At 74.3% G+C, this 21,410-nt stretch carries 15 protein-coding genes; 12 read left to right on the forward strand and 3 right to left on the reverse strand.

The window, feature by feature from the left end; all coding sequences use genetic code 11:
• Window positions 1-1,179 (forward strand): adenylyltransferase/sulfurtransferase MoeZ, encoded by a 1,179-nt coding sequence (gene moeZ, locus B4U46_RS23455; protein WP_045950911.1) that lies wholly within the window; start codon window positions 1-3, stop codon window positions 1,177-1,179.
• On the opposite strand, the gene B4U46_RS23460 is transcribed toward moeZ, so the two are convergent.
• The gene (locus B4U46_RS23460) at window positions 1,176-2,783 is read right to left on the reverse strand and encodes an alpha/beta hydrolase (protein ID WP_079429663.1); all 1,608 of its coding nucleotides are present in this window, start codon (window positions 2,781-2,783) and stop codon (window positions 1,176-1,178) included. The two genes, moeZ and B4U46_RS23460, sit on opposite strands and share 4 nt — an antisense overlap.
• 164 nt (window positions 2,784-2,947) lie before the next feature.
• Between B4U46_RS23460 and B4U46_RS36680 the strand changes: the two genes are divergently transcribed.
• Window positions 2,948-3,124 (forward strand): YwiC-like family protein, encoded by a 177-nt coding sequence (locus B4U46_RS36680; RefSeq protein ID WP_107438306.1) that lies wholly within the window; start codon window positions 2,948-2,950, stop codon window positions 3,122-3,124.
• 167 nt (window positions 3,125-3,291) lie between these two features.
• Here the strand turns inward: B4U46_RS36680 and B4U46_RS23465 are convergent, their stop codons facing one another.
• A complete protein-coding gene (locus tag B4U46_RS23465; RefSeq protein WP_079429664.1) occupies window positions 3,292-6,126 on the reverse strand; it encodes a lysylphosphatidylglycerol synthase transmembrane domain-containing protein in 2,835 nt (944 codons plus the stop codon).
• Between the two features lie 110 nt (window positions 6,127-6,236).
• Between B4U46_RS23465 and B4U46_RS23470 the strand changes: the two genes are divergently transcribed.
• The 5 genes from B4U46_RS23470 (at window position 6,237) to nudC (ending at window position 16,978) form a co-directional block, all read left to right on the forward strand.
• Entirely contained in the window at window positions 6,237-6,593 is a 357-nt protein-coding gene (locus B4U46_RS23470; RefSeq protein ID WP_237293097.1) for an MGMT family protein, read from the forward strand.
• A 207-nt stretch (window positions 6,594-6,800) separates the two neighbouring features.
• On the forward strand, window positions 6,801-10,430 hold the full coding sequence (locus B4U46_RS23475) for an ATP-dependent helicase (protein ID WP_420543179.1): 3,630 nt from the start codon (window positions 6,801-6,803) through the stop codon (window positions 10,428-10,430).
• A gap of 43 nt (window positions 10,431-10,473) precedes the next feature.
• Window positions 10,474-14,541 carry an ATP-dependent DNA helicase gene (locus B4U46_RS23480; RefSeq protein ID WP_079429666.1) on the forward strand — a complete coding sequence of 1,356 codons (4,068 nt, stop codon included), beginning with the start codon at window positions 10,474-10,476 and terminating at the stop codon, window positions 14,539-14,541.
• Window positions 14,542-14,551: 10 nt separating this feature from the next.
• Entirely contained in the window at window positions 14,552-15,988 is a 1,437-nt protein-coding gene (locus B4U46_RS23485; protein WP_079429667.1) for a dipeptidase, read from the forward strand.
• Between the two features lie 48 nt (window positions 15,989-16,036).
• Window positions 16,037-16,978, forward strand: coding sequence for an NAD(+) diphosphatase (gene nudC / locus B4U46_RS23490; protein WP_079429668.1), 942 nt, complete (start codon window positions 16,037-16,039; stop codon window positions 16,976-16,978).
• A gap of 68 nt (window positions 16,979-17,046) precedes the next feature.
• Here the strand turns inward: nudC and B4U46_RS23495 are convergent, their stop codons facing one another.
• The gene (locus tag B4U46_RS23495; RefSeq protein WP_045949161.1) at window positions 17,047-17,307 is read right to left on the reverse strand and encodes a mycoredoxin; all 261 of its coding nucleotides are present in this window, start codon (window positions 17,305-17,307) and stop codon (window positions 17,047-17,049) included.
• Window positions 17,308-17,479: 172 nt separating this feature from the next.
• Here B4U46_RS23495 and B4U46_RS23500 point away from each other — a divergent pair, with 172 nt between their 5' ends.
• The 5 genes from B4U46_RS23500 (at window position 17,480) to B4U46_RS23520 (ending at window position 21,405) form a co-directional block, all read left to right on the forward strand.
• Entirely contained in the window at window positions 17,480-19,657 is a 2,178-nt protein-coding gene (locus B4U46_RS23500; protein ID WP_167747605.1) for an ATP-dependent DNA helicase UvrD2, read from the forward strand.
• A 167-nt stretch (window positions 19,658-19,824) separates the two neighbouring features.
• On the forward strand, window positions 19,825-20,145 hold the full coding sequence (locus B4U46_RS23505) for a hypothetical protein (RefSeq protein WP_100862912.1): 321 nt from the start codon (window positions 19,825-19,827) through the stop codon (window positions 20,143-20,145).
• Window positions 20,146-20,328: 183 nt separating this feature from the next.
• Window positions 20,329-20,700, forward strand: coding sequence for a WhiB family transcriptional regulator (locus B4U46_RS23510; protein WP_045949159.1), 372 nt, complete (start codon window positions 20,329-20,331; stop codon window positions 20,698-20,700).
• The gene (locus B4U46_RS23515) at window positions 20,697-21,029 is read left to right on the forward strand and encodes a hypothetical protein (protein WP_079429670.1); all 333 of its coding nucleotides are present in this window, start codon (window positions 20,697-20,699) and stop codon (window positions 21,027-21,029) included. The genes B4U46_RS23510 and B4U46_RS23515 overlap by 4 nt, the downstream gene beginning before the upstream one ends.
• A 166-nt stretch (window positions 21,030-21,195) precedes the next feature.
• A complete protein-coding gene (locus B4U46_RS23520; RefSeq protein ID WP_079429671.1) occupies window positions 21,196-21,405 on the forward strand; it encodes a hypothetical protein in 210 nt (69 codons plus the stop codon).
• The last annotated feature ends 5 nt before the right edge of the window (window positions 21,406-21,410 follow it).

Consider the following 21,410-nt stretch of genomic DNA (forward strand, 5'->3'; position numbering starts at 1 on the left):
GTGTCGCTGCCACCCCTGGTCGAGCCAGCTGCTGAGCTCACCGTTGACGAGGTCCGTCGGTACTCCCGCCACCTGATCATCCCGGATGTCGGGATGGACGGCCAGAAGCGCCTGAAGAACGCCAAGGTGCTGGCCGTCGGCGCGGGCGGCCTCGGCTCGCCCGCACTCATGTACCTGGCCGCGGCCGGCGTGGGCACGCTGGGCATCGTGGAGTTCGACGAGGTCGACGAGTCGAACCTGCAGCGTCAGATCATCCACAGCCAGTCGGACATCGGCCGTTCCAAGGCCGAGTCCGCCCGTGACAGCGTGCTGGGCATCAACCCGTACGTCAACGTGGTCCTTCACGAAGAGCGGCTCGAGGCCGAGAACGTGATGGAGATCTTCAGCCAGTACGACCTCATCGTCGACGGCACGGACAACTTCGCCACGCGCTACCTGGTCAACGACGCCTGCGTACTGCTGAACAAGCCGTACGTCTGGGGCTCGATCTACCGCTTCGACGGCCAGGCCTCCGTCTTCTGGTCCGAGCACGGCCCCTGCTACCGCTGCCTCTACCCGGAGCCCCCGCCGCCGGGCATGGTCCCGAGCTGCGCCGAGGGCGGCGTCCTCGGCGTGCTCTGCGCCTCCATCGGCTCCATCCAGGTCACCGAGGCCATCAAGGTGCTCACCGGCGTCGGCGAGCCGCTCGTCGGCCGTCTGATGATCTACGACGCCCTGGAGATGCAGTACCGCCAGGTCAAGGTCCGCAAGGACCCCGACTGCGCGGTCTGCGGTCCGAACGCGACCGTCACCGAGCTCATCGACTACGAGGCCTTCTGCGGCGTCGTCTCGGAGGAGGCCCAGGAGGCCGCCGCCGGCTCGACGATCACTCCCAAGCAGCTCAAGGAGTGGATCGACGAGGGCGAGAACATCGAGATCATCGACGTCCGCGAGAAGAACGAGTACGAGATCGTCTCGATCCCCGGCGCGAAGCTGATCCCCAAGGGCGAGTTCCTGATGGGCACGGCCCTCCAGGACCTCCCGCAGGACAAGCGGATCGTCTTGCACTGCAAGACGGGTGTCCGCAGTGCGGAAGTCCTCGCGGTCCTGAAGAACGCGGGCTTCGCGGACGCCGTCCACGTCGGCGGCGGCGTGATCGGCTGGGTCCACCAGATCGAGCCCGAGAAGCCGGTCTACTAGACCTGCCCCGGAGGGGTCGTACCGCTCGGCGGTACGACCCCTTCGTCGTTCGCCGTCCCGGGAGTGCACACGGCCTTCGCGCCCGGCACCTTCCCGTCCAGCAGGTAGGCGTTCACCGCCCGCTGCACGCACCGGTCGCCGCTGTTGTACGCGCCGTGCCCCTGCCCCTTGAAGGTGAGCTCCACGCCCACGCCCTTGCCGAGGCGGTCCACCATGTTGCGCGCCCCCTCGTACGGGGTCGCCGGGTCACCGGTGTTGCCGACCACCAGGATCGGGGCCGAACCGGGGGCGGAGACGTCCGGGGTCTGCCAGGCGCCGGCCACCGGCCAGCCCGTGCAGCTCAGCAGCGCCCAGCCCAGGAAGTCCCCGAAGACCGGGGAGGCCTTGCGGAACTCCGGCAGCTTCGCCTTCGTCTGCTCCAGGCTGTAGCGGTCCTTGGAGTCCGCGCAGCTGATGGCCGTGTTGGCGGCGCCGATGTTGCTGTAACGGCCTTGCTGGTCGCGGCCGTTGAGGGCATCGGACAGGGCCATCAGGAGCTGCCCCTGGCCGCCCTCGGCCTCGTCGAGGCCCTGCTCCAGCAGCGGCCACAGCTCCTTCGAGTACAGGGCCTGCGCGATGCCGTTCGTGGCCATCGTCTCGGTGAGCATCCGGTCGCCGATGCCGGGGATGGGCTTGGCCGCCAGCTGCTTCTGCAGCTTGACGATGTTGTCCTCGACCTCCTTGGCGGTCGTGCCCTGGAGCCGGCACTGCGCGCCCCGGTCCACGCAGTCCTGCGCCCAGTTCCCGAGGGCCAGCTGGAAGCCCTTCGCCTGGCCGAGCGCACCCTGCTCGGAGTCCTTGGTCGGGTCCACGACCGCGTCGAAGACGGCCCGGCCGACGTTCTTGGGGAAGAGGTGGGCGTAGACCCCGCCCAGCTCGGTGCCGTAGGAGATGCCGAAGTAGTTCAGCTTCGGGTCGCCGAGGGCCTGGCGGATCCGGTCGAGGTCGCGGGCGGCGTTCTCGGTGCCGACGTGGGGGAGCACCTTGCCGGAGTTGGTCTGGCAGGCCTTCTGGTAGGTGCGCAGGGCTTCGGTGAAGGCCTTCTCCTGCTCGGGGGTGGCGGGGGAGGAGTCCTGGGCGTAGTACGCGTCCAGCTGCTTGTCGTTCTCGCAGAGCACCGGGGCGCTGCGGCCGACCCCGCGCGGGTCGAAGCTCACCAGGTCGTAGCGGGCGCGCAGGGCCGCGTAGTCCTTCGCGGCGCCGGGCAGGGTGGTGATGCCGGAGCCGCCCGGGCCGCCGAAGTTGAAGACGAGGGAGCCGAGCCGCTCCTTGGGGTTCCTGGCCTTCGCCCGGATCAGGGCGATGGGGATGGTCTCCCCTTCGGGCTTGGCGTAGTCGAGCGGCACGTCGAGGGTGGCGCACTGCCAGTCCGCGGGCGGTGCCTGCCCACCGCCTTCGGCGGCGTCGGGGGCCTCGCACTCCCCCCACTTGAGGGGCTTGGTGTCCGCGGCCGCCCCGGCCGGGGCCTTCTTCGTACCGCCGCTGCCGGTGGAACAGGCGCTGGTGGTGAGCAGCGCGGCGGCGAGGGCGGCGGCAGTGGCGGTCCGCAGGACGATGGTCGGCATACCCCCATCGTGTGCGCCCGCCCCGGCGTGCGCCCGCTGACGGTCCAGCCGGGTGACACGGCCCGCCGGGGCCGCCGGCGGTCCGGCCGGGTGACCGGCCCGGCGCACGCGGCACTCCTCGCGGCCCGGCTGCTCGGCTACGCGGCCGCCTTCCACGCGCAGCAGTGGCTACGGCTGCACGCGCGCGGGCTGCGCTCGGCGCGGCGGCACGGGTTCCGGCGGTGGTGTACGGGACGACGGCGGGGGTGTGCGCCCTGCCCCTGGCGCTGCTCCACCCCTGGCTGCTCCTGGCGGCCGCGGCGGCGCTGCCGTTCGTCGCGGTCAACACCTGGGACGCGTGACGGGGCCGGGAGCGGGCCCTGCCCAACGGCCTGGCGGCGGTGGTCCCGGCCTGCGGGATGCTCCTGGTCGCGGCGCGGCTCCACCTCCCCGCGGCAGCGGGGGAGGAACGTGGAAGGGCGGGGCGGGGAGAGGGCTCCGCGCAGCGGCACCCCGCACCCCGGCGGAGCTAGATGGCTTCCTTCCGCGTCAGGAAGTTGAACGACACCCACCCCGGCAGCACCGGCAGCCAGAACGTCATCAACCGGAACAACAGCACCGCGGAAATCGCCACCTCCTTCTCCAGCCCCGCCGCGATCAGCCCCAGCGTCAGCGTCGTCTCCACCGCACCGATGCCGCCGGGCGTGGGCGCCGCCGACCCCAGCGCGTTGCCCGCCAGGAAGACCACCGCGATGCTCGCGTAGCTCAGGGCCTCCCCGCCCCCGAAGGCACGGATCGACGCGTCCAGGCACATCACGAAGCACCCGGTCAGCAGCAGCATCCCGCCGATGCCCGTCATCAGCTTCTGCGGCCGCTGGAGCACGTCCAGCATGCGCGGCACCACACCGGCGAACAGCGCCCGTACCCGCGTCACCACGAACTTCCGCAGGAACGGCACCGCCGTGACCACCAGCACCAGCACCGCGACCGTCAGCAGACCCGCGATGACCGTCCTCGACGGGGTCATCTCCGGGGTCTTCTCGGTCCCCGTCAGATAGCCGAACGACAGCAGCAGCAGGATGTGACTGGCCAGGCCGAACAGCTGTGAGGCACCGACGCTCGCCACCGCCAGCCCCGGCCGCACCCCCGCCCGCTGCAGGAACCGCGTGTTCAGCGCGACACCGCCGACCGCCGCCGGGGCGACCAGCTTCACGAAGGACCCCGCCACCTGCGCGATCACCGTCCGCAGGAACGACACCCGCTCCGGTACGAACCCCAGCAGGCTCATCGCCGCCGCCACGTACGTCAGCGCCGAGAAGGCCAGCGCGGCCCCCACCCAGCCCCACTGCGCCTGGCCGACGATCGTCGCGAAGTCCACGTGGGCCAGCTGCGTGAGCAGGAAGTAGGCACCGAAGGCGCCCGCGATGAACGACACCAGCGTCCGCGGCCGGATCCGCTCCAGGCGGGCCGGCTCCACCGGAGCCTGCGGGCGGATCAGCAGCACCTGCTTGCGGATCAGGCTCAGCAGGTCCTCCTCCCGCGCCCCTTCCAGCGCGTCGTCCAGCGCCTTCTTCTCCGCCTTGCGCTCCGCCGCCGCCGAGGTGGTCCCGGAGGTTCCCGCCGTCCCGGCCGCCGCCTCGCGGGCCGCCTTCGCGGCCCGCGAGGACTCCAGCACGGCCTCCCGCTGCCGGTCCGCCCGCTCCCGGGCCTGCCGGCGCAGCGTCGCCCGGGTGGAACGGCTCAGCGCGATCGGCTGGAGCAGCGGCAGGCAGTCCGCGACCGTGTCCGGCCCCAGCACCGACACCGCCGACGCCACCGACCGCTCCGCGCCGACCCGCAGGCCGAGCGTGGTCAGCAGCTGGGCGACGTCCATCCGCAGCACCAGGTCACCGGCGGCGATCTCACCGCCCCGCAGGTCGGTCAGGACGACCTTGCCGGAACGATCCACCACCAGCGCGTCCCCCGTGAGCCGGCGGTGCGCGATCCGGCGCGACTGCAGGGCCCGTACCTGCTCCCAGGCGTTGCGGCTCAGCTCGTCGGTGATCTCCTCGTCGGGAAGGGCGTCGAGGGTGCGCCCGCCCAGGTGCTCGTAGACCAGCATCACGGCGTCCGGGCCCAGCTCGGACGTGGCGATCAGCTTCGGCGCGTTCGCCCCGGCCGCGATCGCCGCGTACGCGAGCAGGGCCTCCTGCTCCAGGGCCTGCCGCAGGGACTGGATGCTGCGCCGGGTGGTGATCCCGCGCAGGGTCAGCCGCCGCCAGACCCGGTAGAAGAACCCCTGCGCCTGCTGCTCGCGGTCCACGACGGTGACGTCCAGCGGGGGCCCGTCCTCCAGCGTGACGTGGTAGCGCCGGCCCCGGTCGCCGGTCTCGGCGGCGTCCCCTTCGGGGGCCTCCGCGCGCATCGCGCTGACCGGCTGGAAGCCGACGCGGCGCAGCCCGGCGAGGAGGTGCTGCCCGGTGGGGCGCACGTTCGGCGAGCCGACCGCGTACAGGGTCCCGTACGCGACGCTCCAGCCGATCAGCACGGTCAGGATGATCGAGAAGGGTGTGGTGTACCCGCTGACCAGCATCGCGAAGGCGTCCAGCAGCAGCACCACCCACAGCGCGACCCGCCAGCGCGGCCGCCGCGTCATCCCGACGGCCGTCATGTACGCGATCACCGGCGCGAGGTAGCCGTGCACCGGGTCGGTGAGGGCGCCGCCGCCGGCGGAGCGGGTCAGGGCGTCCTGGATGGTCTCCGGGGCGCCCTGGGAGACCCACAGGTCGGTGGCGAGGGTGACCCCGTGCGCGAGGACGGCGGCGAGGACGCCGTCGGCGATGCGCAGCCCGTCGCGTTTGATCAGCCGTTCGATGGCGAAGGCGACGGGGACGAGGAGCACCGCGATGCTCGACACCAGCCCCGCGACCTTGATCAGCACGTCGGGCGCCTGGCCGGTGCCCTTGCTGATGTCGGCCTCCAGGCCCACCGTCGTGCCGTGCGCGAAGGCGGCGATGCCGAGGACGACGGCGATGCCGAGGAGCCCGACGAGGAGCCGTACGAGGTCGGAGGGGCGGTGCACGCGGGCGGCGAGCAGCGGCTCGTCCCCCTCGACCGTGTCGGCCGCCGTCGGCGTGTGGCCCGGCGGGTCGTCGGGGTGCGGGTCGTGCGGGCGCGGCTGCGCGTGCGCGTCGCCGACGGGCTTCCGCGGCGCGGCGCCCGAGGCGTCCGCGCCGCGCTCCGGCGCAGGCTCCCCGGGGCGTGCGGCAGCCCCGTCCGGCGCGTCCTTGTCCGGGCGGGCTTCCCCGCCCGTTCCCGCACCGTCCGGAGGGATCACACCCCGCTCCTTCGCCGTCACTTCCGTCTCTTCTTGATCACGTATCACCAGTCACCGCCCGGAAGATGGTGGCACGGACGGGCGGCCCAGCGGGGCATCAGGGTGCGCGCCGGTATGGAACCGAAGCTTCCGTCGAGCCGTCCGCGGCATCCGGCACCATGGGCGCAATGAGCGGAGAGCTGCCCGCGTACGCGGAACGGGTACTGGAGGTGGCCGAGCGGATTCCGCCCGGCCGGGTGATGACCTACGGGGACGTCGCCGAGTGGCTCGGCGAGGGCGGACCCCGCCAAGTCGGGCGCGTCATGGCCCTGTACGGCGCGGCCGTGCCCTGGTGGCGGGTGGTGCGCGCCGACGGCGTACCCCTGCCCGGGCACGAGCGGCGCGCCCTGGAGCACTACCGGACCGAGGGCACCCCGCTGCGCGAGACCCCCTCCGGCGAGCCCCGGCTGGCGATGCGGAGGGCGCGCTGGGACGGGCGCGGGGAGGACGCCGGAGGCGACGAGGCTCACACCTGACAGCTTCGGCCATCCGGAATCCGTACGGGCACCCGAAGGCCCGTACGGGGGACGGCCTGCGGGGCCCGCACGTCGACGTCCGGGCCCGCCCGGACGGACTGCGGCGGCCCTCCCGGTTGCCGTAGCGTTGCCTCTTCGGCTCCGGCGCCCGCGCCGTCCGCCCCGCTGACAGCACCCGCAGACCCACCAGGACCGGCACCCCACGTGATCACCTCTTCTCCCGGCCGCTCGGAGCGGCGTACGCGTACGCCCGACGCGTACCGCCTGGTGCGCACCGGCCCGCGGCAGGTGGCCCCCCCTGTTCTGGACGCCGCCCAGCAGGCGGTGGTTGATCACACCGGCGGACCGCTGCTCGTCCTGGCCGGCCCGGGCACCGGCAAGACCACCACCCTGGTCGAGGCGGCCGCCGCCCGCGTCGAGGCCGGGACCGACCCGGCCCGCATCCTGATCCTCACCTTCAGCCGGAAGGCGGCCGTCGAACTGCGCGACCGCGCCGCCCTGCGGCTCGGCGGCGCCCGCGCCCCGCAGGCCACCACCTTCCACTCCTTCTGCTACGGCCTGGTCCGCGCCCACCAGGACCACGAACTCTTCGCGGACCCGCTGCGCCTGCTGTCCGGACCGGAGCAGGACGTGATGGTCCGCACCCTGCTGGAGGGCCAGCGCCGGCTCCGCTCCATCCGCTGGCCCGAGGACCTGCGGGCCGCGCTCACCACGCGCGGCTTCGCCGACGAGGTCCGCGCCGTCCTGGCCCGCGCCCGCGAGCTGGGCCTGGGGCCCACCGCCCTCGCCTCCTTCGCCGACCGCATCGGCCGCCCCGACTGGAAGGCGGCGGCGGCCTTCCTCTCCGAGTACCTCGACGTCCTGGACCTCCAGGGCTCGCTGGACTACGCCGAGCTGGTCCACCGCGCCGTCCTCCTGGCGGAGGAGACCCCGTCCGTCTCCTCCTCGTACGACGTGATCTACGTGGACGAGTACCAGGACACGGACGCCTCCCAGCTGCGGCTGCTGCGCGCGCTGAACGGCCCGGCGGGGACGCTGGTCGCCTTCGGCGACCCCGACCAGTCGATCTACGCCTTCCGGGGCGCCGACATCAACAACACCCTCGACTTCGAGACGTCCTTCCCCGGCGCACAGGTCCGCGCCCTGACGACGGGCCGCCGCTCGGGAGCGAACCTCCTGGCCGCCACCCGCCTGCTCACCACCCGCATGCCGCTCCCGCGCCTGCCCGCCGCCGCGGTACGGGCCCACCGCGACCTGAAGCCCGTACGGGAGGGCGGCAGCGTGGAGGTGTTCACGTACCCCACCGCCGGGGCCGAACTGGACAACATCGCCGACGTCCTGCGCCGGGCCCACCTGGAGGACGGCGTCCCCTGGCAGGACATGGCCGTCCTGGTCCGCTCGGGCGGCCGCACCCTCCCGGCGATGCGCCGCGCCCTGATCGCGGCGGGCGTCCCGGCGGAAACGGACGCCACGACCACCCCCCTCCGCCACGAACCGGCCCTCACCCCCCTCCTGACAGCCCTCCGCCTCACGGCAACGGCCGCCACCACCCCGGCCCCGCCCACCACCGCGCCGACCGCAGCCCCGGCCGGTTCCGTGCCGGGCGAGGACCCTGACGGTTCCGGGCCGGGCGCCGCGCCCGCCGACGGGTCGGCCTCCGCCGTACCGGACCTGGCCGCGACCGTGCCGGGCGAGGACCCTGACGGTTCCGTGCCGGCCGCCGCGCCCGCCGACGGGTCGGCCTCCGCCGGACCGGACCTGGCCGGGTCCGGGTCTGCCGGGGCGGGCCTGGCCGCCCCGGGCGGGGAGGCCCCGCCGGAGGCGGGTGCCGCAGGCGCCGCCGACGTGCGCGAGCCCGCTCGCGAGTTCGGGGCGGGTGGGCGGGACCTCCTCACGGGCACCGCCACCGCCGCCGAGGCCGCCCCGGATCCGCTGACCGCCGGAGGCGAAGGGTGGGTCGGGGTCGCCGACGCCGTCGAGCTGCTCTCCTCGCCGCTCGGCGGCATGGACGCCGCCGACCTGCGCCGCCTCGGGCGGGCCCTGCGGGACGAGGAGCGGGCCGCCGGGGTCGCCGTCCCCGCCCCCTCCGACGTGCTGCTGGCCCGCGCCCTCGCCGAGCCCGAGCGGCTCACCGCGCACGACCCCGCCTACGCCCGCGGCGCGCAGCGCCTCGGCCTGCTCCTGCGCAAGACCCGCGAGCTCCTCCAGGGCGGCGGCACCGCCGAAGAAGCCCTCTGGGCCCTCTGGGACGGCACCCCCTGGCCGCAGCGCCTCGAACGCCAGGCCCGCCGCGGCGGCCCCGCCGGCCGCAACGCCGACCGGGACCTCGACGCCGTCTGCGCCCTCTTCGACAACGCCGCCCGCGCCGAGGAACGCACCGGCGGCCGAGGCGCGCTCAACTTCCTCGAACAGCTCGAGGCCGAGGACATCGCCGCCGACACCCTCACCGGCAAGACGGTCCGCTCCGACGCCGTCCGCCTCATGACCGCCCACCGCTCCAAGGGCCTGGAGTGGGGCCTCGTCGTCGTCGCCGGGGTCCAGGAAGGGCTCTGGCCCGACCTGCGCCGCCGCGGCTCCCTCCTCGAAGCCGACCGCATCGGCCGCGACGGCCTCGCCGAACCCCTCACCCCCGGAGCCCTCCTCGCGGAGGAGCGCAGGCTGTTCTACGTGGCCGCCACCCGCGCCCGCCACCGCCTCGTCGTCACCGCCGTCAAGGCCCCCGCCGAGGACGGCGACCAGCCCTCCCGCTTCCTCACCGAACTCGGCGTCACCCCCAAGGACGTCACCGGCCGCCCCCGCCGCCCCCTCGCCGTGCCGGCCCTCGCCGCCGAACTCCGCGCCACCACCGTCGACCCCGACGCCTCGCCCGCGCTGCGCGACGCCGCCGCCCGGCGCCTCGCCCGGCTCGCCGCGCTCACCGACGACGAGGACCGCCCCCTGGTCCCCGCCGCGCACCCGCAGCGCTGGTGGGGCCTGTACGAGCCCACCGCCTCCGCCGTCCCCCTCCGCGACCGCGACCGCGCGCTGAACCTCTCGCCCAGCTCCCTGGAGCAGCTCGCCAACACCTGCTCCCTCCAGTGGTTCCTCGGCCGCGAGGTCAAGGCCGACGCCCCCTCCACCGCCGCCCAGGGCTTCGGCAACGTCGTCCACGTCCTCGCCGACGAGGTCGCCTCCGGCCGAACCCCCGCCGACCTCGCCGTCCTGATGGAACGCCTCGACTCCGTCTGGGACGCCCTCGCCTTCGACGCGCCCTGGAAATCCCGCCAGGAGAAGGACAACGCCCGCGCCGCCCTGGAACGCTTCCTGCGCTGGCACACCACCGACCGCGGCGGCCGCACCGCCGTCGCCACCGAGCACGACTTCGACGTCACCCTCGACGCCGGCGAGTACGCCGTCCGCATCCGCGGCTCCATGGACCGCGTCGAGGCCGACCCGCAGGGCCGCGCGTACGTCGTCGACTTCAAGACCGGCAAAGGCGCCCCCACCCGCGACGAAGTCGCCCGCCACCCCCAGCTCGCCGTCTACCAGCTCGCCGTCCGCGAGGGCGCCGTCGACGAGGTCTTCGACGGCCGCCGCCCCGAACCCGGCGGCGCCGAACTCGTCCAGCTGCGCCAGGGCGCCGCCAAGCGCGACGGCGGCGACGAGGTCCCGAAGATCCAGGCCCAGGAGGCGCTGTCCCCCGGCAGCTCCGGCGAGTGGGTCGGCGACCTCCTCGCCACCGCCGCGGGCCGCGTCCTGGACGAACGCTTCGCACCCGCCACCGGTGAACACTGCAAGCGCTGCTCCTTCCGCAGCTCCTGCAGCGCCCTCCCCGAGGGCCGCCAGACCGTGGAATGAGACGGCGGCCGGGAGTGTCGGCGGGGGCGGCTAGCCTTTTGAGGTGACCGCGTACGCGTCCGGGCGCGCCCCCGTCCTCGACGATCCCGAGCAGCTCAAGGAGCTCCTCGGGATCCCCTTCACGCCCGAACAGCTGGCCTGCGTCACCGCCCCGCCCGCCCCGCAGGTCATCGTCGCGGGCGCCGGCTCCGGCAAGACCACCGTGATGGCCGCCCGCGTCGTCTGGCTCGTCGGCACCGGCGCCGTCGCCCCCGAACAGGTCCTCGGCCTGACCTTCACCAACAAGGCCGCCGGCGAACTGGCCGAACGCGTACGCAAAGCCCTCGCGCGGGCCGGCATCACCGACCCCGACCCTTCCCCGGCCGACGCCGACGCCGGCGCCGCCGCCGGCGCGGCGGCCGGCGGCGAGCCCCGCATCTCCACCTACCACGCCTTCGCCGGCCAGCTCCTCAAGGACCACGGCCTGCGCATCGGCCTGGAACCCAGCGCCCGCCTCCTCGCCGACGCCACCCGCTTCCAGCTCGCCGCGAAGGTGCTCCGCGAGGCCCCCGGCCCCTACCCCGCCCTCACCAAGTCCGTCCCCGACCTGGTCAGCGACCTCCTCGCGCTCGACGGGGAGCTCTCCGAGCACCTGGTCGAACCGGCGGAGCTGCGCGCGTACGACACGGAACTCCTCGGCGTCCTCGCCGGCACCAAGCTCACCAACGAGGACCTGCGCAAGGCCCCCGAGGCCGTCCGCGGCCGCCTGGAGCTGCTGGAGCTCGTCGTCCGCTACCGCGAGGCCAAGCGCTCGCGCGACCTGTTCGACTTCGGCGACCAGATAGCCCTCTCCGCGCGGCTCGCCACCACCCGCCCCGAGGTCGGCGCGCTGCTGCGCGAGGAGTTCCGCGTCGTCCTCCTCGACGAGTACCAGGACACCTCCGTCGCCCAGCGGCTCCTGCTGTCCGGCCTCTTCGGAGGGGGCACGGGACACGCCGTGACCGCCGTCGGCGACCCCTGCCAGGCCATCTACGGCTGGCGCGGCGCGTCCGTCGCCAACCTCGACGACTTCCCCGAGCACTTCCCGCACGCCGACGGCACGCCCGCGACCCGCCTCTCCCTCAGCGAGAACCGGCGCAGCGGCGGCCGCCTGCTCGACCTGGCCAACGGCCTCGCCGCCCCGCTGCGCGCCATGCACGAGGGCGTCGAGGCCCTGCGCCCCGCCCCGGGCGCGGAACGCGACGGCCTGGTGCGCTGCGCCCTGCTGGCCACGCACGCCGAGGAACTGGAGTGGCTCGGCGACTCCGTCGCGCACCTGGTGCGCACGGGGACGGAACCGGGCGAGATCGCCGTCCTGTGCCGCTCGGCCGCCGACTTCGCGAGCATCCAGGCGGTCCTCGTCGCCCGGGACGTCCCCGTGGAGGTCGTCGGCCTCTCCGGCCTCCTGCACCTGCCCGAGGTCGCCGACCTGGTCTCGGTCTGCGAAGTGCTCCAGGATCCCGGCGCCAACGCCGCCCTGGTCCGCCTCCTCATCGGTCCGCGCTGGCGGATCGGCGCCCGGGACCTGGCCCTGCTCGGGCGCCTGGCCCGGCAGCTGGTGGCCCGTCCCGGAGCCTCCGACGGCCCCGACGGGCGCCTCGCCGCCGCGGTCGAGGGCGTCGACCCGGCCGAGGTCGTCTCCCTGGCCGACGCCCTGGAAACCTTCCTGGACGGCTCGGCGGCGGCGGACCTCCCGTTCTCCCCGGCCGCCCGGGTCCGCTTCGCCCACCTGGCCCAGGAGCTCCGCGACCTGCGCCGCTCCCTCTCCGACCCGCTGATGGACGTCCTGCACCGGGTCCTGTCCACCACGGGCCTGGACGTGGAGCTCTCCGCCTCCCCGCACGCCCTCGCGGCCCGCCGCCGCGAGACCCTGTCCCACTTCCTGGACGTCGCGGCGGGCTTCGCCGCGCTCGACGGCGAGGCCACCCTGCTGGCCTTCCTGGGCTTCCTGCGCACGGCCGCCCAGTACGAGAAGGGCCTCGACCACGCCCTGCCCGGCGGGGAGAACACGGTCAAGGTCCTGACGGCGCACAAGTCCAAGGGCCTGGAGTGGGACGTGGTGGTCGTCCCCGACCTGTGCGCGGGCTCCTTCCCGAAGGAGAAGGCCCCGGAGGCCTGGACCTCGTACCCGAAGGTCCTCCCGTACGCCCTGCGCGGCGACTCCGCGACCCTCCCGGCCGGCCCGGAGTGGACCTCGGCGGGCCTGAAGTCCTTCAAGGCGGCCCTGAAGTCCCACAAGGAGACGGAGGAGCTGCGCCTCGGCTACGTCACCTTCACCCGCCCCCGCTCCCTCCTCCTCGCCTCCGGCCACTGGTGGGGCCCCACCCAGAAGCGCCGCCGGGGCCCCTCGTCCTTCCTCCAGGCCCTCCACGACCACTGCGCGGCGGGCCACGGCGAGATCGAAGCCTGGGCGGAGGCCCCGGCCCCCGACGCCGAGAACCCGGCCCTGTCTGCGGAGTCCTCCCGGGACCACTCCTGGCCCCTGCCCCTGGACCCGGCCTCCCTCACCCTCCGCCGCGCAGCGGCGGCCCTGGTGGAGGCCCACCTGAACACCGCCCCGCAGACGCCCGCCGAGTACCTCTGGCCCCCCGACTGCGAGGACCCCTCCTACGACTACGAACCCGCCCCGCCAGCCCCCCAGCAGCCGGACGAGTCCGTCCCCGTCCCCGCCGACGGCACCGGCGCGGCCGGCGGGGGCGACGACCTGTGGGCCGGCGAAGCCGTGCCCGTCCCTGCCGAAGGCATCGATGCGCCCGGCGCGCCGGACGACCTGTGGGCGGGCGAGGCCGTTCCCGGCCCCGTCGACGGCACCGGCGCGGCCGGCGGGGGCGACGACCTGTGGGCCGGCGAAGCCGTGCCCACGGATCCGTGGGGCGAGGCACCGGACGGACGGGCCGTGCCCGCGCCCCGCGCGGGCGACGGCACGTGGGCGGGCGGAGCCGTGCCCGTGGACCCGTGGGGCGAAGCCCCGGCGGCCCGCCCCGGCGCAGCCGGGAACGGCCCGGACGGGGTCCGGGGCGGAGCCCCGGTTTCGGGAAGGGGCGGGGTGGGGGAGAACTCCCTCCCGCCGGAGCCCGCCGACCGCGCGACCCCGCACCGGCCCGCCGCCGACCCCACGGACGACCTCTGGGCCGGCGAAGCCGCCCAGCCCGCAGCCGCCGCCGGCCAGGGGCAGCCGTACCCGGCCGCCCCCGCCCCGGCCGCCCCCCGTGGCGCCGTCCCGGACGACGACCTCTGGGCCGGTGAGGCCACCCGAGCCGGAGCCCGAGCCCGAGCCGGAGCCCGGCAGGGGAGGCCGTACGTCCCCGGCCCGGCGCGGCAGACACCCGCCGGCACCGCCGCACCCGGAACCCGGCCCGACCAGGGCCCCCTCACCCCCGAGGAGGCCCGCACCATCGCCTCCTGGGACCGCGACCTCGACGCCCTGGAGGGCGAGCTGCTGCGCGCCCGCGCCGCCGTCCGGGACGTGGAGCTGCCCGGAGCCCTCTCCGCGAGCGAGCTCCTGCGGCTCGCCGCCGACGAGCAGGCCTTCGTGCGCGACCTCGCCCGCCCCATGCCCAAGCCCCCGCAGCCCGCAGCCCGCCAGGGCACCCGCTTCCACGCCTGGGTCGAGTCCCGCTTCGACGCCCTCCCCCTGCCCCACCTCGACGTCCTCGACCCCGCCGCCGACCTCCCCGGCACCGACCAGGAGATCGCCGACAGCGCCGACCTGGAGGCCCTCAAGGCCGCCTTCGAGCGCAGCGAGTACGCCGAGCGCACCCCGTACCGGATGGAGGCGCCCGTCCAGCTCACCCTCGCCGGCCGCGTCATCCGCGGCCGGATCGACGCCGTCTACCGCAACCCCGACGGCTCGTGGGAGGTCGTCGACTGGAAGACCGGCCGCAGCACCCAGGCCGACCCCCTCCAGCTCGCCGTCTACCGCCTGGCCTGGGCGGAAGCCACCGGCACCCCCCTCGAACGGGTCGGCGCCGCCTTCCTCCACGTCCGCAGCGGCCGCGTCATCCGCCCCCGTGACCTGCCCGGACGCGAGCGTCTTGAGCGGATCCTCCAAGGCAAAACGGGCACGGACGGCGCCCGGCAGGCGGACGGCTAGGCTCGTGGCCATGAGCGAAACCCCGGACAACGTCGTCCGCACGTACATCGACACCCACCGCGCGGCCTTCCTCGACGACCTCGCCGAGTGGCTGCGCATCCCGTCCGTCTCGGCCCAGCCCGAGCACGCGGGCGACGTACGCCGCAGCGCCGAATGGCTCGCCGCGAAGCTCAAGGAGACCGGGTTCCCGGTCGCCGAGGTCTGGGAGACCGCCGCGGGCACCGGGGCCCCCGCCGTCTTCGCCCACTGGCCCGCCGCCGACCCGGCCGCCCCCACCGTCCTCGTCTACGGCCACCACGACGTCCAGCCCGCCGCCCTCGCCGACGGCTGGCACACCGAGCCCTTCGAGCCCGTCGTCAAGGACGGCCGGATGTACGGGCGCGGCGCGGCCGACGACAAGGGGCAGGTCTTCTTCCACACCCTGGGCGTGCGCGCCCACCTCGCCGCCACCGGCGCCGAGGCCCCCGCCGTGCACCTCAAGCTCCTCATCGAGGGCGAGGAGGAGTCCGGTTCCCCGAACTTCCGCGCGCTCGTCGAGGCCCGCGCCGCCGAGCTCGCCGCCGACGTAGTGATCGTCTCCGACACCGGCATGTGGTCCGAGACCACCCCCACCGTCTGCACCGGCATGCGCGGCGTCGCCGACTGCGAGATCGACTTCCACGGCCCCGACCAGGACATCCACTCGGGCGCCTTCGGCGGCGCCGTGCCCAACCCGGCCACCGTGGCCGCCCGCCTCGTCGCGGCCCTGCACGACGCGGACGAACGGGTCACCATCCCCGGCTTCTACGACGGCATCGCCGAGCTCACCGACGCCGAACGCCGGCTGATCTCCGAGCTGCCCTTCGACGAGGCCGAGTGGCTGCGCACGGCCAAGTCCCACGCCGCCGCCGGCGAGGCCGGCTACTCCACCCTGGAGCGCGTCTGGGCCCGCCCGACCGCCGAGGTCAACGGCATCGGCGGCGGCTACCAGGGCCCCGGCGGCAAGACGATCGTGCCCGCCTCCGCCCACCTGAAGCTGTCGTTCCGGCTGGTCTCGGGGCAGGACCCGTACGAGGTCGAGGCCGCCGTACGGGACTGGGTCGCGGCCCGGGTCCCGGCCGGGATCCGCCACTCCATCACCTTCGGCGCGCCCACCCGCCCCTGCCTGACCCCGCTGGACCACCCCGCCCTGCAGTCCGTCGTCCGCGCCATGGGCCGGGCCTTCGGGCAGCAGGTCCGCTTCACCCGCGAGGGCGGCTCGGGCCCGGCGGCCGACCTCCAGGACGTCCTGGACGCCCCGGTCCTGTTCCTCGGCATCTCCGTCCCGTCCGACGGCTGGCACTCCCCGAACGAGAAGGTCGAGCTGGACCTGCTCCTCAAGGGCGTCGAGACCGCCGCCCATCTGTGGGGCGACCTCGCCGAGAACTGGGCCCCGCCCGCGCCCGTCGCGGCCGCCGCCACCGCCTGACCGCACACCCACGTCCGTACGCCTGCCTTGTCCCATCCACCGGGGGAGTTGGAAGTACCTGTGAGCACGCACACCGAGCGCGCACTGTCGCTCACCGCGCCCAGCGACATAGACCGCGCCGCGCACCACCGCCTCGACGAGGCCTGGCTCGCCGCCGCCTGGAGCCACCCGACGACCCGCGTCTTCGTCGTCTCCGGCGGCCAGGTGCTGATCGACGACACCCCCGACGGCGGCACCGGCATCGTGATGACCCCGGCCTTCGAGGCCCCGGTCACCGAGACCCACCGCTACTTCCTGGGCACCGACGAGGACGGCGTACGGTACTTCGCGCTGCAGAAGGACTCGCTGCCCGGCCGCATGGACCAGTCGGCCCGCCCCGCCGGGCTCCGCGAAGCCGGGCTGCTGCTGTCCCCGCGCGACGCCGGGCTGATGGTGCACGCGGTCGCCCTGGAGAACTGGCAGCGCATGCACCGCTTCTGCTCCCGCTGCGGCGAGCGCACCGTGGTCGCGGCCGCCGGGCACATCCGCCGCTGCCCGGGCTGTGGCGCCGAGCACTACCCGCGCACCGACCCGGCGGTGATCATGCTGGTCACCGACGAGCAGGACCGTGCGCTGCTGGGCCGTCAGGTGCACTGGCCGGAGGGCCGCTTCTCCACGCTGGCCGGGTTCGTGGAGCCGGGCGAGTCGATAGAGCAGGCCGTGGTCCGCGAGGTGTGGGAGGAGGCGGGCGTGCGCATCGGCGCGGTCGAGTACGTCGCCAGCCAGCCCTGGCCCTTCCCGTCCAGCCTGATGCTGGGCTTCAACGCCCGGGCCGTCAGCTCCGAGATCACGGTCGACGGCGAGGAGATCCAGGAGGCCCGCTGGTTCTCCCGGGAGGAGCTGGCCGAGGCGTTCGAGTCCGGCGCGGTCCTCCCGCCGTCGGGGATCTCCATCGCGGCCCGCCTCGTCGAGCTCTGGTACGGCCGGCCGCTGCCCAAGCCCGCGCCGTAACGTTCGTCACACGCGCGGAAGGCCCCCGCCTGGGCGGGGGCCTTCCGCGCGTGCTCCGTGCCCGGAGGTCAGACGGCCAGGGCCTGCTTGACCTGCGCGAGGCTCGGGTTCGTCATCACGGACTCGTTGCCGGCGGAGGACTTCACGAGCACGGTCGGGACGGTCTGGTTGCCGCCGTTGGCCTGCTCCACGAACTTGGCGGACTCGGGGTCGAGCTCGATGTTGATCTCGTTGTACGCGATGCCTTCCCGGTCCAGCTGCGTCTTCAGCCGGCGGCAGTAGCCGCACCAGGTGGTGCTGTACATCGTGACCGTGCCCGTGTCCTGCATGCTCGCTCCTCTGTGAGGTCTGGGGGACCGGAGTCCCGCCCGGTCCGAGTACACGAACGTACGCCGCCCCCCGGCCATTCCCGGCCCCCGCCCGGTATGACCCATCCGACAAACCGACCGGACCTGTGGACGGATTTCCCGCCCGCCCCACCCGACCTGGCAGCATGGCGGGGTGACAGCAGCAACGCACTCCCCCTCCTTCCCGGCCGGCCCGGGTACCGGCGCGGCCGGAGCCGACGCCGTGCTCCAGGGCCTCGACCCGGAGCAGCGCGAGGTCGCCACGACCCTGCGCGGCCCGGTGTGCGTGCTGGCCGGCGCCGGTACCGGCAAGACCCGCGCGATCACCCACCGGATCGCCTACGGGGTCCAGTCCGGGCAGCTCATGCCCGCCAGCGTGCTCGCCGTCACCTTCACCAACCGGGCCGCCGGCGAGATGCGCGGCCGGCTGCGCGCCCTGGGCGCCGGCGGGGTCCAGGCCCGTACCTTCCACTCCGCCGCCCTGCGCCAGCTCCAGTACTTCTGGCCCCGGGCCATCGGCGGTGACGTCCCCCGCCTCCTCGAACGCAAGATCCAGTTCGTGGCCGAGGCCGGAGCGCGCTGCCGCGTCCGCCTCGACCGGGGCGAGCTGCGCGACGTCACCGGCGAGATCGAATGGGCCAAGGTCACCCAGACCGTCCCCGCCGACTACCCGGCAGCCGCCCTCAAGGCGGGCCGCGAGGCCCCCCGGGACGCGGCCGAGATCGCCCAGATCTACAGCACCTACGAGCAGCTCAAGCGCGACCGGGGGATGATCGACTTCGAGGACGTGCTGCTCCTGACCGTCGGCATCCTCCAGGACCGGCACGACATCGCCGAGCAGATCCGCGCCCAGTACCAGCACTTCGTGGTGGACGAGTACCAGGACGTCAGCCCCCTCCAGCAGCGGCTGCTGGAGCTGTGGCTGGGCGAGCGCGACAACCTCTGCGTCGTCGGCGACGCCAGCCAGACCATCTACTCCTTCACCGGCGCCACCCCCGACCACCTGCTGGACTTCCGCACCCGCTACCCGCAGGCCACCGTGGTCAAGCTGGTCCGCGACTACCGCTCCACCCCCCAGGTGGTCCACCTCGCCAACGGCCTGCTCGGCCAGGCCAAGGGCCGCGCCGCGGACCACCGGCTCGAGCTGGTCTCCCAGCGCGAGCCCGGGCCCGACCCGGTCTACGCCGAGTACCCCGACGAGCCCGCCGAGGCCGAGGGCGTCGCCCGCCGGGTCCGCGACCTGATCACCGCCGGGGTCCCGGCCGGCGAGATCGCCGTGCTCTACCGCATCAACGCCCAGTCCGAGGTCTACGAGCAGGCCCTCGCCGACGCCGGAGTCCCCTACCAGCTGCGCGGCGCCGAGCGCTTCTTCGAGCGGGCCGAGGTCCAGAAGGCGGTCCTCGCCCTGCGCGGAGCCGCCCGCTCCGCCGGCAACGACCCGCTCCTCGACGACGTCGTGGAGCTGGGCTCCCAGGTCCGGGCCGTGCTCAGCTCCACCGGCTGGACCGCCGAGCCGCCCGCCGGCTCGGGCGCCGTGCGCGACCAGTGGGAGTCGCTGGCCGCGCTGGTCCGCCTCGCCGAGGACTTCGCCCGCAGCAGGCCCGGCGCCGGTCTGGCCGAGCTCACCGTCGAGCTGGAGGAGCGCAAGGCCGCACAGCACGCGCCGACCGTCCAGGGCGTCACCCTCGCCTCGCTGCATGCCGCGAAGGGCCTGGAGTGGGACGCCGTGTTCCTCGTGGGCCTCACCGACGGCATGATGCCGATCACGTACGCCAAGACCGACGAGCAGGTCGAGGAGGAGCGCCGGCTCCTCTACGTCGGGGTCACCCGGGCGCGGCTGCACCTGGCGCTCTCCTGGGCCCTCTCGCGGGCTCCGGGGGGCCGGGCCTCCCGACGCCCCAGCCGCTTCCTGAACGGCCTGCGGCCTGGCTCCGCGGCCCCCGCGGCGCGGGCGGGAGCCCAGGGCGAGCGCGGGGCCCGCAGACGCGGCAGCCGCGGGCCGGTGCTGTGCCGGGTCTGCGGCCGGACCCTGACGGAGGCCGGGGACATCAAACTGATGCGCTGCGGGGACTGCCCCTCGGACATGGACGAGGGCCTCTACGAGCGGCTGCGCGAGTGGCGGGCCGGCCAGTCGAAGCTCCAGGGACTGCCCGCCTTCTGCGTCTTCACGGACAAGACGCTGATGGCCATCGCGGAGGCCGCGCCCACCGAGCCGGGCGAGCTCTCGATGATCTCTGGAGTCGGCGGCCGCAAGCTCGACCGCTACGGGGCGGACGTCCTCGCCATCTGCGCAGGCCAGGAGCCTGCGGGTGAGGATCCTGACGACGCGTAGAAACTCGTCGGAAAAATAGTTTGCACATGCCCAGCCAATCCCCATAGGTTCTTAGCAACGGAAACGGTGGCTTCTCCGAAGCCCCGGATCCGTGCTGTACTTATCCGAATACGCATGGGACAGGCCCCCGGGCCGGATCCCCGAGACGCCGAGAGGAGGCGAGACCAGTGACCAGCTTCATGACCTTCACCAAAATGACCGATCGCTCGGTTGCCGCTTCCTGCCTGCTCGGTTCCGTCTCCCTCCGGGGCACCGGTCTGTCCGCGATTTCCGCCGACAAGCCCGCCCTGCTGGCGACCCTTCCGGTCAGCGAGCGCATTGAACGACCGACCAAGGCACTGGTGGCAGTAGCGGGAGCCCAGCAGGCGCATGGCGCCTATGACTTCGCGGCCGCAGCCGGTGCCGGATCCCAGACGCAGACGACGCAGCAGCAGAACCACCTGATGTGGGCCTTCCGTGGGCTCGAACCCTGGAGTGATCCAGCCTGATCGCATGATCAGGCCGGCGCCTTCAGGGCCGCGGAACCCCACCCGGGATCCGCGGCCCTTCTGTTTGTCCCCGAACGGGGACGACGGAGCGAAGGGGCCTCGGGACTGGCAGGACCAGGTAACAGCCGCCACCCGGCCGACCGGCCGGAACGACTAACCGAACAAGACGAGGAAGAGACAACCGTGCAACTCGAAGCGCACGCCCCGTCCGCACCGCAGACCCAAACGATCTCCCCGCCCGCAGTCCCGGAGGACCCCGCCTTGACCCCCCTCACCGCGCTCACCGCGCTCGACGACGCCATCGAGAACCTCGGCGTCCCCGTACCGTGCCGGACCTTCGACCCCGAGGTCTTCTTCGCCGAGTCCCCGGCGGACGTCGAGTACGCCAAGTCCCTCTGCGGCACCTGCCCGCTGGTCGAGGCCTGCCTCGCCGGCGCCAAGGAGCGCCGCGAGCCCTGGGGCGTCTGGGGCGGAGAGCTCTTCGTCCAGGGCGTGGTCGTGGCCCGCAAGCGGCCCCGTGGCCGCCCGCGCAAGAACCCGGTTGCTGCGGCATGACCGCCACCGGAACCATCGACCGCCCCCTGACGCACGACCCCTTGAAGCAGGCCCCCATGTCCCCCCACACCAACACCAGCGAGCAGCCGCACGGCTCCGCCACCGCAGACTTCATCACCACCGGCGCGATCACCTCGCGTCAGAACAGGACCCGCGAAATGCAACTCATCCCAGAAGCCCTGGCCCGTGCGCATATGGACGACCGGCTGCGCGAGGTGGACGCCCAGCGTCACGCCGTGCGCCTGGTCGCCGCCCGGCGCATGCAGCGCAAGGCCGAGCGCGTCTCGCTGCGCGCCCGGCGCGCGCTGGCCATGGCCGTCATGCACTGACGGCCCCGCACGGAGCCGGAACCCGGCCCCACACCAGTGCGGCGTGAACCCCGCCGTCGCCGGCCCCACCGGGCCGGCGACGGTACCTCCGGAGGGGCCGGTCCGAACGGACCGGTCCCTCCGGTGCGTTGCGGAGCCGGGTACGGCACCCCGGGGATATCGTCTGGTGGTGGACCAGCCGACTCCCCACCCCGCCAAGCCGGGACCCGAGGACCAGTCCGTCGTCTGCGCGCGCTGCGGCGCCCGCTCCCCGAACGGTGCCCCGCCCACCTGGACCTGTTCGGTGGAGAACGGGACCAGACAGTACTTCTGCGTCGACTGCGCGCGCGCCAACCTCCGCGCGATCGAAGGCCGCCTCGACTCCTCCTGGTGGTGACCCGC

It is taken from the genome of Streptomyces katrae (assembly GCF_002028425.1).
In the GTDB taxonomy this organism is placed as follows: domain Bacteria; phylum Actinomycetota; class Actinomycetes; order Streptomycetales; family Streptomycetaceae; genus Streptomyces; species Streptomyces katrae_A.

What these genes read in the sequence shown, in the direction of transcription:
- B4U46_RS23495 (WP_045949161.1), bottom strand. Translation starts at nt 17,307, where the DNA reads ATGCAGGACACGGGCACGGTCACGATGTACAGCACCACCTGGTGCGGC.
- B4U46_RS23460 (WP_079429663.1), bottom strand. Translation starts at nt 2,783, where the DNA reads ATGCCGACCATCGTCCTGCGGACCGCCACTGCCGCCGCCCTCGCCGCC.
- B4U46_RS23485 (WP_079429667.1), top strand. Translation starts at nt 14,552, where the DNA reads ATGAGCGAAACCCCGGACAACGTCGTCCGCACGTACATCGACACCCAC.
- B4U46_RS23515 (WP_079429670.1), top strand. Translation starts at nt 20,697, where the DNA reads ATGACCGCCACCGGAACCATCGACCGCCCCCTGACGCACGACCCCTTG.
- B4U46_RS23470 (WP_237293097.1), top strand. Translation starts at nt 6,237, where the DNA reads ATGGGCGCAATGAGCGGAGAGCTGCCCGCGTACGCGGAACGGGTACTG.